The organism is Carnobacterium inhibens subsp. inhibens DSM 13024, from assembly GCF_000746825.1.
Classification (GTDB): Bacteria; Bacillota; Bacilli; order Lactobacillales; family Carnobacteriaceae; genus Carnobacterium_B; species Carnobacterium_B inhibens.
Genome location: NZ_JQIV01000005.1, coordinates 1 through 13,519, shown reverse-complemented (window position 1 = coordinate 13,519; position 13,519 = coordinate 1). Strand labels below are relative to the sequence as shown.

Genomic DNA, 13,519 nt, shown 5'->3' with positions numbered 1-13,519 from the left:
TGTTGTTGTCTCAACACGCTTAAAACACTCTTAAAATCCACCCTAAGAGTATTGTTTTAAGCTACCAGTCTAAATCAGACCTGGATTACCGCCCCCACCAGTTCAAATCGGTCGTGGTCACCATTCAGAACAATAGAGGATATAGCGACCCTATTTGATTGTTCCTAGCATTCCTTATTGCAGCGGCGTATGCTTAACCTGTCTACTTAAATGCTGTCACGCACACAGCTTGGCTCCTGTGTTGGTAAAAAAGCCAATACTAATTGCCAACAGTTTAAATAGTTGGTATAATAGCAATACAAAATAATGAATTTAGTTGTCTCGTAGATTGCCGTCTACGGGGCTTTTTTTCTATTTAATTTTAGTGTTATTTTTGAATTAACCTAAATTTACTACACTATTTTTTTTTTGTAAAACCTTATTTTTCAAGCAAAACCTACATTACAAGTAGACACGTCTACTTGTAGATTTGTAGATTTGTAGACACGTCTACTTGTAGATTTGTAGATTTGTAGATACGTCTACTTGTCTCTTCAAATCATTAATATATCGCCATTTATCAGTGTAGATACGTCTACTTGTAGATTTGTAGATTTGTAGACACGTCTACTTGTAGATTTGTAGATTTGTAGATGTGTCTACATGTAGATTTGTAGACGTGTTTTTTTGATAACGTTTGACATCTTGATATAGCATGGTATATTAACAGTATAATACATTATGTAGATTTGTAGACAACACAGAAAAGAGGGATAATATGGCTAAGGTAATAACATATGGGAATTTTAAAGGTGGTACAGGAAAGACCACTAATAGTGCAATGATGGCTTACATGTTATCTAAATTAGGGTACAAGACATTGTTAGCTGATTTAGATCCTCAAGCAAATGCAACTTCCTTGTATTTACATACTAAACAAAGAATAACGAATGATATTGTTACTTTCGATAAGACATTAATGTCTGCTATAGCAGATGAGGATTTAGCTGACATTATAATAGAAATAAAAGACAATCTATATTTGCTTCCTAGCTTTGCTGATTTTACATCTTTTCCTTTATTTTTAGAAAAGAAATTTCCAAATAGCCAGTTAAAGAGGGTAACTTTTCTAAAAGGGTTGATAGAAAAGATTAAAGATGATTATGATTTTATTTTGATAGACGTTCCACCTACTTTAAGCACTTATACAGATTCAGCACTATTAGCATCAGACTATACAATTATTGTGTTACAAACTCAAGAACGTTCTTTAGTAGGGGCTGAAGCTTATGTTGGTTATTTACAAGAATTAGTCGATAACTACGATGCAAATTTTGATATTCTAGGTGTTCTACCAGTATTATTAAAAAATAATTCTAAGGTAGATGAAGCCACTCTTGCTACAGCAAAAGAAAAATTTGGAGAAGAAAATCTCTTTAAAAACTTAGTGAAAAATATGGAACGATTGAAACGTTATGATATTGTAGGTATAGTTGATTCCGATTTAGACAGTAAATATGATATACATGATAAAAGAGTAATGGCACTTTATAAAAAAGTTACAGAAGAAATGCTCAATCGCTTAAAAGAGTTTGATTCTTAAAGAAATATTAAATCATCTTAGGTGTTAAAAAAATAATACTCATATTTACAAGAAAGGACGAGGACTATTATGGCTGACAGTCTATTAAATAAAGATAAGAATAAAGGTAAACGTAACCTTCTTGAGCGAAAAGAAGAAGTAAAACCAAAAGAAGCTTTTAACCGATCTAGCTTATTTACAGTCGATGAATCTCAGCAAGATAAATTTGACCAAAGAAAAGAACCTATTCAAAAAAGTGTAAAAGGAAAGACGACTACTATTAGATGTGCAGCAGATACCTCACATCGATTAAATGCAATTATTACTTCATTTAGTTTAAATAGTGTAAATGAATTATTAGAAATATTGTTAGACAATTACGAAGCTTCTTTAACTCAAGATGAGAGAAGAGAAATTAAGACTTTGCAAGAGGTTTACCAAAGAAAATCTATAAAGTAGATTTGTAGACGCGTCTACATGTAGACGTATTAAATCGTTTAAAAATTGGATAAAGTTAACATATTCTAACAAATATTTTTAGAGGTTAGGAGGTCTTAAAATGAATAAATTTTTCAAATCCATAACTAGTGATTACTTTGAAGATATTTTAGTACGATTAGCTCATCATTCGGCAGGAATTGAAGGGAATACTATTTCTTTACCTGCTACCGTTTCTATCATTGTAAATGGTACTTTACCAATTAGTTCCGGCGCTACAGTTAGAGAATTTTATGAAATTGAGAATCACAAGCAAGCTTTTGATCATATGATAAATCATTTAATAAATGAAGAGACCCTTTCTATCACAATTATTAAAGAGATACACGCTGATTTAACAGATCGCTTGCAATACGATAAAGGTCAATTTAAAAAGAATGAAAATATGATTTTAGGTGCTGAATTTCAAACAGCTTCACCAGCAGAAACGCCCTTGTTAGACTCTCAATTAATTGATAATTTAAATTATCGTTTAAGCATATCTAAAAATAGTGAAGCTAAATTAACGGCTATTTTGGATACTCATATTCGGTTTGAACGGATTCATCCATTCTCAGATGGGAATGGCCGAACTGGTCGAATGATGATGAACTATTCTTTATTACAGGAGGGGTTTCCTCCTGTAATTATTGAAAAGGATACAAAAGCACAGTATGTTGAAATTTTAGCAACTCAAGACGTAAATTCTTTCTTATCTTTTGCTACAAATATTTTAGAAAAAGAAAGTAAAAGAATGACTGCATTTAAAAATATGGATCAAGAAAAAATCAAAGAAATTGAAGAATAAGCTTTTTAGGCTTTTATTCTTCAATTTCTTTGATTTTTAATGCCTCTCAGAAGCATTTTAAGAACGTTTCAATTTTTTTAGTGTGTAGTTGTATTTAAAGGAGACTAACTAAGTGATTAATCCGATTACCAAATACAAGTGTTTTTGGGAATGATTTTTGCACAAAAATAAAAACACCAAAAATCCTTATAAAATCTACTTTTTCAACATTACCAAAATACGTTCCCATAATCATTACCAAATACCATTACACTTAATTCCATTCATGCTATAATATAAAAGGGAACAGTATTAAAAGAATTCAATAAATGTATTTACATATATAATAGAAGGAATTTTTTAAAGAGGTGGAATTATGCGGATTGCTTATGCCAGAGTATCAACAGACAAACAAGAACTCTATCGTCAATTAGACGCATTAGAAAAAGTTGGATATGACAAACTCATTCAAGAGAAATTCACAGGTACACAGAAAAAACGCGCTGGACTAGATAGCTTATTTAATACCGTTCGATCAGGTGATACAGTTATTATTGAATCGATCAGTCGTTTAGGTAGAAAAACGCTGGATATTTTGTCTACGGTTGAAGAACTTAAAGAGCAAGGAGTAGAAGTTATTTCGTTAAAAGAGAATTTAGATACCTCTACTCCAACAGGTCAAGCTATGTTTCAGATGATGGCCGTAATTGCTCAATTGGAACGTGATTTGACGGTACAGCGAGTGAATGAAGGTTTAGCATCAGCTAAAGCACGTGGCGTGAAGCTTGGTAGACCGACAATGGATAAACAAAAAGTAACAGATGCTTTACGCTTATATGATTCAGGGCATTATTCGGTTAAAGATATCATCCGAATCACTGGTATCTCTCAAGGATCATTATACCGAAAGATAAAAGAGAGAGACTCAAAACAAATTTTAACTAAACTAATAGAAACGACTGAATCAAAATAAATCGACATAAGTTTTTTATTCTAGTTGATTTGGAGGATTGTTATGTATATACAGTTTGGAAATGAAAAAATACCCTATGAGTTATGCTGGAGCAGCAAACGTAAAACTTTAGGGATATCCGTACAGTCAGATAAGGTATCGGTAACCGCTCCTGAAGGGACGCCTGAAGAAAAAATTAATGATCTTTTAACGAAAAAAGCTCCGTGGATCCGAAAACAACTTCAAGAATACGAAGAGATTCATCCATTTATTCAAGAACGAGAATTTTTCTCTGGAGAAAAATTACCTTATCTTGGTAGGCTTTACCGTTTAAAGGTAGTTAAAGAAGATCATATACAAAAAAGTAGCTTTAAATTTCAACAAGGAAAGTTCATCGCTACTGTCCCCATTTCTTTAAATGAAACAGAATACAGACGAGTGATTTATCCTTTATATAAAGAATGGGTCATTGCCAAAGCGACTAAGTTTACTCAAAATAGATTGAATCGTTTTACTACAAAACTAAGAGAAAATCCGACACACATTCAAATCAAAGAACAAAGACAACGCTGGGGTAGCTGTACTCCTGATGGAAAAATATTGCTTAATTGGCGTATATTTTTAGCTCCAACATCAGTAATCGACTATATTCTAGTTCATGAACTAGCTCATTTAAAAAACATGAATCATTCAACTGATTTTTGGGCTACCATCAAGATGATTCTCCCAAACTATGAAGACAAAAAAGAATGGCTTCGGATCAATGGAAGAAAACTTTATATATAAAAACAGGCATGACTGTTATCCCATAATAATTGGATAACAGTCATACCTTTAAACTCCCTAGCTGTTTTATTCAACATAAAAATAGTTTCTTTCTAAAAAAATACAAGAAAGAAATAAATCTATACTCTTTTATTCTCCAACCATTCCATCGCCGTCGTTATCACGCATATATTCATAGAGCCAATGACCTTTCATGATTGGCATAGAGAACCCAGCTGCTTTTGCTTCTGTGATGGTTACTATTCCATTGTTGTTCGTATCAATAGTGGACAGATCACCATTAGATGTTCCTCCACTGGTTGGTTCAGAAGATGAAACTGTTTCTTTTGAATCAGAAGAGCTAGTTGGCTCGCTAGATGTCAATCCTTGCTCTTCATTGTACTCATCAGGGTTAACATTCTCAAATTCGTCAACAACACGATTTCCACGAACGATATAAGTATATTTGTATTTGCTTGGAATATGCGTTTCTGTGTCAGGATAAGTAATGATGGCTTCAAAGTCCGTTGCACCACCTGCATCACGAATGGTCCGTTCCATGTACGCTTGATCACCATGTCGGTTCATTACACTGTCCTGCGGAGTGATATTATAGGCATTGGAAACTCCACCTAATGAGTCCGCAATAACGTGCCCTTCGTCCAAAGTAGAACTTTCAACTCCGGGGACTTTCGCTTCATCAGAATAATATCTTCCATCAGATGTAACAGGTTCAGTAGTGTCATTTTGAAGAATAATTTCATCTGCTATTACACGCACAAGTTGACCATACTCATTGGTAAATCCCCAATACTCACGGTCTTCAAAACCGATATCTACACGCACATTCGGTTGTCTGTATCCAGACATATCGCCTCCGTCAACAGTGATCGTCTTGTAACCATCTACCGAATCAGCTGTTTGTATTTCTTCAGCCTGGATGACTGTATCTGTTGATTCTTTTTCGGAATAATCAGAGGCAGTAGAAGATATCGCTTCTTCTGAGCTATCTTTTTCTTCAAGTTCCTTCTTTGGTTCTGTCTGAGTACTTTCCGAAATTGTTTCTGTACGTGAAGAAGTTTCCGTTGCTTCACTTACATCTGTCGGGGCACTGCAGGCTCCTAATAATAGGGAACTAGAAACCAATAAGAAAAGCCATTGCTTCTTACTTTCCACGTCATCACTCCTTCAATCTATAAATCCTTTAACTCTGGTTAATTAATACTGCACGGCTTTTTATTTACTGATTTCCATATTGAATTTCTGCTAAACTCATGAAGTAACCTGCTAACATGGCTGCATCTTCCATACCAATATTATTCTGTAGCAGTTTAATCTTGATTTCTGCCGTTAATTGGCGCTTAAAGTCAACTTTTTTGGTCCAGTCACCGATAGGAGCAACAAATTCTTCAATGAATGTTTGTAAGCTAATCGCTAAGGTTTTTAGTTTACCCTCATCTACTTCTTCTATGACTTCACTAAGCTTATTGTAATAAGGTTCTTGTAAAGAAGTCAGTCCGGAATCTGTTTTTCCCGCAGCTTTCTTCACTAACTCTTCTCGTACTTTTTCCAATTCTTCTAACAATTCTTCAATCGTTAACTGTCGATTTTTGTATTCTTCTACTAGTGCTTCAACTTTGTCTTTCAGCGAAGTATAAAAGACTTCATCTTCCCTCAATTTAACAGAAATTTCTTTTTTTATCGCGTGTTCCATTTGAGCAGCTTTTGTTTCTGGTTTTGTATTCGCTTCTACGTCTGCTTTAAATGAAGCGTCTAAGATAGAAATAGGTTCATGTGCAATAATTCCATTCGAATGAATATAGTCTTGTACAATTTGGCGTACTTTTTCCCCACATTCTGAAATATCCATTGCATCATCTAGGGCATACTTTGAACGCGCTAATTGACGGATGGTTCCGGTCCATTTTAGAGTGGGTAAGAATCTTTCTGCTTTCGGATTTGGTAAGACACGGTCCATACTTTCAGCGAATCGTTTATAAGATTGATCAAAATCCGTCCGAGTATTCTCGTCACTTAAACGCAAGATAGCTTCTTCTCTCTGTTGGGGTTGCAATCCATCAAAGTACCGCATGACTTGACGCTGACGCTGTTCTAATCGTGGAATTTCCTCATCTATCGAGTGTAAAGCTCCTTTAATATCGTTGGAACTGAATACGGATAAAGCTTCATCTAAGAAGCGAGAAACACCAAAGTAATCCACAATCAATCCGTAAGATTTATTGTCATCATACCGACGATTCGTACGTGCTACAGCTTGTAAGAGGTTATGTTCTTTTAACGGTTTATCTAAGTACATGACTTGTTCTACTGGTGCATCGAACCCAGTCAATAATTTATCACAAACAATCAGCATCGCTAATTTGTCCTCTTTAAAAGGCTTCTTGAAACGTTCAATTAGCTCTCGTTCTTCTTGTTTTGTCTTGTGGTGTTTAGCTAAATCTTCTTCATCATTATGTCCATTTGAAACAATTAGAGCCGTTTCAAATGCACCATTTGTAAATGAATCAATTAATTCTTTGTAGGCTGCAGCAGCTTTACGAGAAACGGCTACTAATTGTGCTTTATAACCATTAACAAGTACTTTCTCTTCAAAGTGCTTAACAATATCTAAAGCCACGTCACGCATTCGCTCAGGAGACGTTAAGACCAAATCATTGGTCACATACTTCTGTTTGATTTTTTCTTTTGCGTCTTCATCGTATTCGCTGAATGAACGGTTGAATAATTCATCTAAAGAATCCCCACGTACTTGTAAATCAGGCAAACGAGATTCATAAAAAATTGGAACGGTTGCGCCATCCGCTACTGCTTGTTCAATCGTATATTTGTCAATATATGCTCCAAAGGTTCCTGTGGTAGAGCGTTCTTTTTTGTCGATCGGTGTTCCAGTAAAACCGATAAACGTCGCATTTGGTAAAGCTTTACGCATATTCATAGCAAATGTTTTGTATTGCGAACGGTGGGATTCATCCGTCATCACAATAATGTTCTCATCTTCTGAAATAAGCGGAAACGAATCCGTTCCATTTGTTTGGAATTTTTCAATTAACGTCATAACGGTTGTGCCTTGGCCTTTTATCAATTGCAACTTCAAATCCTCAACGGATTGAGCTTGTTGCGGAGCAGAAAAACCACAGTCTCTGAATGTACCTGTTATTTGATTGTCTAAGTCCGTACGGTCCGTCACAATCACGATCATCGGGTTTTTCAATTGTTGGATACGGCGTAATTTTTTAGATAGAAAGACCATGGTTAATGATTTACCTGAACCTTGTGTATGCCAAACCACACCGCCACGTTGAGAAGCTTTTTTATTTTGTTCAATTCGTTCAATGGCTTTGTTTACGGCTCTATATTGTTGGTAACGAGCTAATTTCTTTACTTTCCCATCATACACAATAAAATTCCTCATTAAATCTAGTAGTACTTCTTTTTTCAACATTCCTGCAATTAAAATATCTTGTGGGTAATCAGATTCCACTTCTTCTAAAGAAAGAGGATATGGATCTTTCCAGACACTGTAATGCTTAGCAGGTGTGAACAGCGTCGCTGTTTTTGCACGATCACGGCTCGTTAAAATAACGATTTGATTGTACCAAAATAGTTTTTCACTTTCTCGGACATAGCGATCAATTTGACGATGCGCTTCTGGGAGTTGCTTTTCAGGCGCAAGCTTAGGACTTTTACATTCAATAATCACCAATGGTAAACCATTTACAAAAATAAGAATATCTGGAATAACGGTTCCTAGTGCATTGGTTACAGAAAATTGATTGGTCACCATAAAGTCATTATTTTCAATCGTTTCATAATCAAAGAGCTTCACAGATTGATTCTTATTCCCTGATCCTAAATCTTGGACTACCGTAATGCCTTCACCAAATAACCAGTCAAAAATTTGCTTGTTCATATGCCACAGGTCTTCTGCTTGTGGAGTTGCAAATCGGCGAACGACTTTTTCTAAGTTTGTTTCATTTATCCAAGGGTTTAAACATTGCACACTCATTCGAAAACGATTTTCTAATAAGACAGCAGCTTGTGAAGAGCGCTCTTGATCTAACTCAGCTGAGGTTAAATAAGTGTAACCGTAGGTCTTTAATTGTTCGATAAAAGGAATCTCTACTTGCGTTTCTTCATATCTCTCCAATGAACCTTCACCTCCTTAATTAATCTACTTTCACACGCGTTTTTCCTGTTAAGAGTTGTTGCATTAACCCTTTTTTTAATTCTTCGTATTTTCCTTTTTCTTCTTCGTATCCTTCGATGTTTTTATCTACGGAAGATAGAATAGAAGTAATTTGTTTCTGTTCTGAAATAGTTGGAACAAGAATATCCATTTTAGTTATCATATCTCTACGAACGGAATCTACAGAAGTTTTAGCGTTATATTTCATTGCTTGATTATAAAAATTGTTTGAAAAATAATAATATAAATATTTTCCTTCCATATTTTTAAAATCAGATATTTTGTAAACTCTTTGGTGAAAATCGAATTTACCTTTAATATAGTGGAAAACTTTACCAACTCCAACACCATCTCCAGCAGTTAAAATAGCTTCTCCATCATAGGAATAACTATTAATATTTTCAATAGTTTGAGATCTAACAAAGAATGGATATATTCCATCATCATTCTTGTCTTTAGTGTCTTTATTACCAGTAGATACTGTGGCTATATCTTCAACTTTAAAAATCTTCCACTCAGTTGGTATTTCTCCTAGCTCGGACTTCTTAAATTCTGTATGTCCAATACCTTTTGTTAGCAATTGCTGCATAAGTCCTTTTTTCAGTTCTTTTGTTTTTTTAATCAATTGATCGGTTTGTTCAATTTGTTCGTCTACTATAGAAAGTATTTCGGCAATTTTTTGCTGTTCTTTTAGTGGAGGGATAGGTATAGTTGCTTTTTCAACAATTGCCGTATTTAAATTTACCTGTGTTCCTGGCTGCCCTTGTGCTTTAAAGTAATTAGTTAATCTTGTTAATATATATCGTAAATACTCAGTATCAATGTCTTTTTTTAAATTTTCAAATGCGACGAAACCATCATGGATACATGCGTCCATTTCCATGATTATAGGCCGACCAATCGTCCCACAGATACTCATTATTAAATCTCCAGGTTTGACAGTTCTACTCTTTAAAATACCTTCATTCGAAAGATATTGTTTAGTTTCAAATAAATATTTACTAGATTTTGTCACATCAGCTATTCTAACCCATCCGTGAGAAGAGTGTTCTGAAAACCAAATTGGATCTTTAATAGGTCTAGGGGATGCGCCTCTGTGGATGTCTGCAAGTTCCCCTAAGCGGCTAACTTTCCAATCATTTGGTATTTCTCCTAATTCAGTCATTTTATATTCATTTTTTACTTCCATCATTCTAATCACCAAACCCTAACTCTTGCAAGTAACCATTTAATTTATTCTTTGTTTCTTGACGCTTGTTTTCCAAGTTTTGAATATCTGAAATCACTGAATTAATAACAATTTGTTTTTCTTCAACTGATTTATCAATATAACGGCTAATATTTAAATTATAATTGTTTTCTTTAATTTCTTCTAAGGTAACAACGCGAGCATATTTTTCAATGTCTTCATATGTTTCAAATGCCGATACAATTTTAGCTACATCTTCTTCACGTAAGTTGTTTTGATTCTTGCCTTCTTGATATTCTTCTTCAGCTGCAATAATCAAGACTTTCCCTTTGCTGTCTTCTTTTTTATCACGGTTAAAAATCAAAATACTTGCTGGAATTCCTGTACCGTAGAAAAGATTCGATGGCAATCCGATCACTGCTTCTAGTAAGTCATTTTCAAGCAAACCCTCTCTAATTTTACCTTCAGCTCCGCCACGGAATAACACACCATGCGGCATAACCACACCAGCCATCCCTTTACTGTTTAAAGAAGCGACCATGTGTTGAACAAAAGCATAGTCCCCAGCATTTTTTGGTGGAACACCGTATTGGAAACGACCAAATACATCAGCTTCTGCTTCTTCACGTCCCCAATTTTTTAATGAAAATGGCGGATTCGCAATCACACGATCAAAGAGCATGATATCTCCTTCTTCAGTCAATTTAGGATTACGGATGGTATCCCCTTTTTCAATCCGGTGATCCGGAAGGTCATGTAGCAACATATTCATTTTTGAAATAGCCCACGTGCTTAAGTTCTTTTCTTGTCCAAATAAAGAAATCGACTGTGGATTCCCACCATGTTTCTTCACATAATCGACGGATTGGATTAACATTCCACCTGATCCACAAGTAGGATCATAGACACGCATACCTTCTTCAGGTTTTAATAATCGTACCAGTAACTCTACCACTTTTGTAGGAGTGTAGAACTCTCCCCCTTTTTTACCCGCGTCATCAGCAAACATTTTAATTAAGTACTCATATGCACGTCCTAAAATATCCGGTTCAGATAAGTTGCTGTTTCGTAAATTAAGTAAAGAAAAGTGTTGCAACAGTTGTTGTAGGATATCATCGGTTAACACTTCACGGTTGAAGTCAATTGTTGTCAATACGCCTTCTAATGTAGCATTATCATTTTCCAAGGCTTCAAAAGCTACGTTTATTGCGGTTCCAATATCTTGTCCTTTACTACGCACTTCGTCCCAACGTGCTTTTCCAGGAATATAGAATTGGTATTGGTCTGGATCATCTTTTAATTGTGAACCAATTTTTTCTCCATATTTTTTAAACAGCACTTCTTGTTGTTCTTCAAATACATCGTTAATCCGTTTTAAAAATAATAAACCGAAAATATAGCTTTTATAATCACTTGAATCGATAGAACCACGTAAGATATTAGCTGATTCCCATAAGTGAGATTCTAATTGTTGTTGGGTAAGTTTTGACATGCTTTTTATTCCTCCACTTATCTTTTTATGTAGAACTGTTTCTAATGCTAGTTTAACACTGTTATATCCCTTAGATATACCTATTTATGCTTTTGTTGAAACTTGTTCTTTTTTAGACTTAAATTAAATAATTCTTCTTTTTGATACAGTTTTAAGAACTTATTACAACAGGCCTTAGTAGAATTGGTTAGTGTATTTTGAAATTCATTATCATATCTGTACAATTTTTTTATGAAACGGAATAGAAGTAATTCATTGTTTGTTTTTTTAAAATGTTTCAATAAAAAAATAATTTCATATTCTGACCCAATTAATGTCATTTTTCTTTTATTGACAATGGCATTATACATACTGGCAAAGTTTTTAAAATTTTGACTAGGATGACCAGGGTATTTATCTAAAAACTTTTTTCGATATATCTTTTGACTATCTATATCGTTAGCTACTTTATCACTATAAAAGATTAAATCATTCATCTTTTTTGCTTGTTGCTCTTTTTGTTGATTTCTCTTTTTCTTCTCAATTTTATTTTTCTCAAGCCTTTGCTTCTCTTGCTTTCTTTGATTCGCTAACTTTTTACGCTGTTGATCCCGTTTTAATTCCAGCGGCGTCATTTCACGTCTTCGTCTTGTTTCTAAATCTGTAAGCTTTTCACCTTTCTTTTTTCGTTTATAACTTGAGACTAATAGATTGCGATCAATAAAATTATTACTTGAATTCTTTACACGTATAATACTATCAGACATATAAATTATCCCCTTTTACTTACACTATACTTTCACAAAAATATAAACGATGAAACTTTGATAACAATAATTCATCGTACTATCAGTACTCATTTTAAACCATTTGGCTTTATCTTATATAACGTACTGTAAAACCCTGTTTTTTAGTTTTTCTACATCAGAATGTGCTGCAATAACATGCATTTTCCGGTGACAGTTTGCACACAATGCAATACTGTTTTCAATAATGTCTAATCCCCCATTAGATAGCCAGTGAATATGATGCGATTCCAAATATGGTTTTCCGTTTTCATCTTTAAATGGAGCATTTTCCTCACATAATTGACATTTACCATTAGCCATTTGCTTTACATAAGCAGCAATATTTGGGTCACGATCAAATACTTTCGTAGTCACCGACCTTGAAGATGGCTCTGCTTTGTATTCTTTGGTACCTTCGGATGATGTCTTACTGGTTTTCTCTTCTTTATTAATTTTAGAAGCCTTTTTTGCACGTTCCGCTATTTCTTCTGGACTTAATTTTAATAATTTATGTTGTTTTTTTTGTTGAATAAGATCCAAATGTTTTTTTTCTATTGCTTTACTTTCATTCTTTATTTTTAAAGGGAATTTCCATACCCGACGCTTATTTTCGTCTTGGTCTTTTTCTTCAACTTGATAAGGATCAGAAATTAATACAACTTCTCCAGAAAAAGTGTGTTCAGTCGATATAAAAGTTTCAAATAAATACACACGAATACTAGTACTGTTAGAGTCTGCTAAAGTCTGATTTTGAGTTCCTTCTAATTTTTGATCTCCAGTTAATCCCATTCCTGTATAGTGCAAGATATTATTTCTCCACTTGTCCTCATATACATTCTCTACGTTTGAGTGGTCTGTGAATAAAACTAATGTGTTACTAGCATGTGATCTTCGCATTCCACCTTGCGTAGAACATTTAAATGCTTCAGCAACTTTAGCATTTGAATAAACTTCTCCTACATGTAGTTCTCCAATACTAGAATTATTTCTTTCTTCCATCCACTCAGTTACTACTTTAATATCAAATAATTTCTTTTTTCCATTTACTATAAAGGGCATTCCTTCTTTAATAAAACGGTAATAAGTTGCTTGAGATATTTTTAGATTTTCTTGTAATTCTTTTTGTGTTAGCATATTCCTTAAATCCCTTCAGGTTAAGTTACTAAAGCTAATTTAACATGAAAAAACATAAGTTACTACAAGATCTCGAATATTTATCAGTGTTTTATCAAAAATTATCAGTGGAAATTCACACCTCGTTATATTTTATATATTGCTCAATAATGATCTTCTTTATTTCCTACAATTTATTCTTGTATAAC

11 protein-coding genes are annotated in these 13,519 nt (G+C 34.0%); 5 read left to right on the top strand and 6 right to left on the bottom strand.

The window, feature by feature from the left end:
* Positions 1-757 precede the first annotated feature (757 nt).
* The 5 genes from BR65_RS00850 to BR65_RS00830 all read left to right on the top strand — a co-directional run bounded on the left by BR65_RS00850 (position 758) and on the right by BR65_RS00830 (position 4,563).
* Complete coding sequence (locus BR65_RS00850; RefSeq protein ID WP_034536262.1) at positions 758-1,582, top strand: ParA family protein; 825 nt, start codon at positions 758-760, stop codon at positions 1,580-1,582.
* A gap of 69 nt (positions 1,583-1,651) precedes the next feature.
* A complete protein-coding gene (locus BR65_RS00845; RefSeq protein WP_051932590.1) occupies positions 1,652-2,020 on the top strand; it encodes a hypothetical protein in 369 nt (122 codons plus the stop codon).
* A 100-nt stretch (positions 2,021-2,120) separates the two neighbouring features.
* Positions 2,121-2,846 carry a Fic family protein gene (locus BR65_RS00840; RefSeq protein WP_034536261.1) on the top strand — a complete coding sequence of 242 codons (726 nt, stop codon included), beginning with the start codon at positions 2,121-2,123 and terminating at the stop codon, positions 2,844-2,846.
* A gap of 355 nt (positions 2,847-3,201) precedes the next feature.
* A complete protein-coding gene (locus tag BR65_RS00835; RefSeq protein WP_034536259.1) occupies positions 3,202-3,798 on the top strand; it encodes a recombinase family protein in 597 nt (198 codons plus the stop codon).
* A 42-nt stretch (positions 3,799-3,840) separates the two neighbouring features.
* Positions 3,841-4,563 (top strand): M48 family metallopeptidase, encoded by a 723-nt coding sequence (locus BR65_RS00830; RefSeq protein ID WP_034536258.1) that lies wholly within the window; start codon positions 3,841-3,843, stop codon positions 4,561-4,563.
* Positions 4,564-4,692: 129 nt separating this feature from the next.
* On the opposite strand, the gene BR65_RS00825 is transcribed toward BR65_RS00830, so the two are convergent.
* The 6 genes from BR65_RS00825 to BR65_RS00800 form a co-directional block, all read right to left on the bottom strand.
* Positions 4,693-5,718 (bottom strand): DNA/RNA non-specific endonuclease, encoded by a 1,026-nt coding sequence (locus tag BR65_RS00825; protein WP_034536256.1) that lies wholly within the window; start codon positions 5,716-5,718, stop codon positions 4,693-4,695.
* 64 nt (positions 5,719-5,782) lie between these two features.
* Complete coding sequence (locus BR65_RS00820) at positions 5,783-8,710, bottom strand: type I restriction endonuclease subunit R (protein WP_034536254.1); 2,928 nt, start codon at positions 8,708-8,710, stop codon at positions 5,783-5,785.
* 19 nt (positions 8,711-8,729) lie between these two features.
* Positions 8,730-9,941, bottom strand: a complete 1,212-nt coding sequence (locus BR65_RS13415) for a restriction endonuclease subunit S (RefSeq protein WP_156098826.1) — start codon at positions 9,939-9,941, stop codon at positions 8,730-8,732.
* A gap of 1 nt (position 9,942) precedes the next feature.
* Complete coding sequence (locus BR65_RS00810) at positions 9,943-11,430, bottom strand: type I restriction-modification system subunit M (RefSeq protein ID WP_034536252.1); 1,488 nt, start codon at positions 11,428-11,430, stop codon at positions 9,943-9,945.
* A gap of 80 nt (positions 11,431-11,510) precedes the next feature.
* Complete coding sequence (locus tag BR65_RS00805; protein WP_034536250.1) at positions 11,511-12,176, bottom strand: hypothetical protein; 666 nt, start codon at positions 12,174-12,176, stop codon at positions 11,511-11,513.
* A gap of 114 nt (positions 12,177-12,290) precedes the next feature.
* Entirely contained in the window at positions 12,291-13,331 is a 1,041-nt protein-coding gene (locus BR65_RS00800; RefSeq protein ID WP_034536245.1) for an SRA domain-containing endonuclease, read from the bottom strand.
* Positions 13,332-13,519 lie beyond the last annotated feature (188 nt).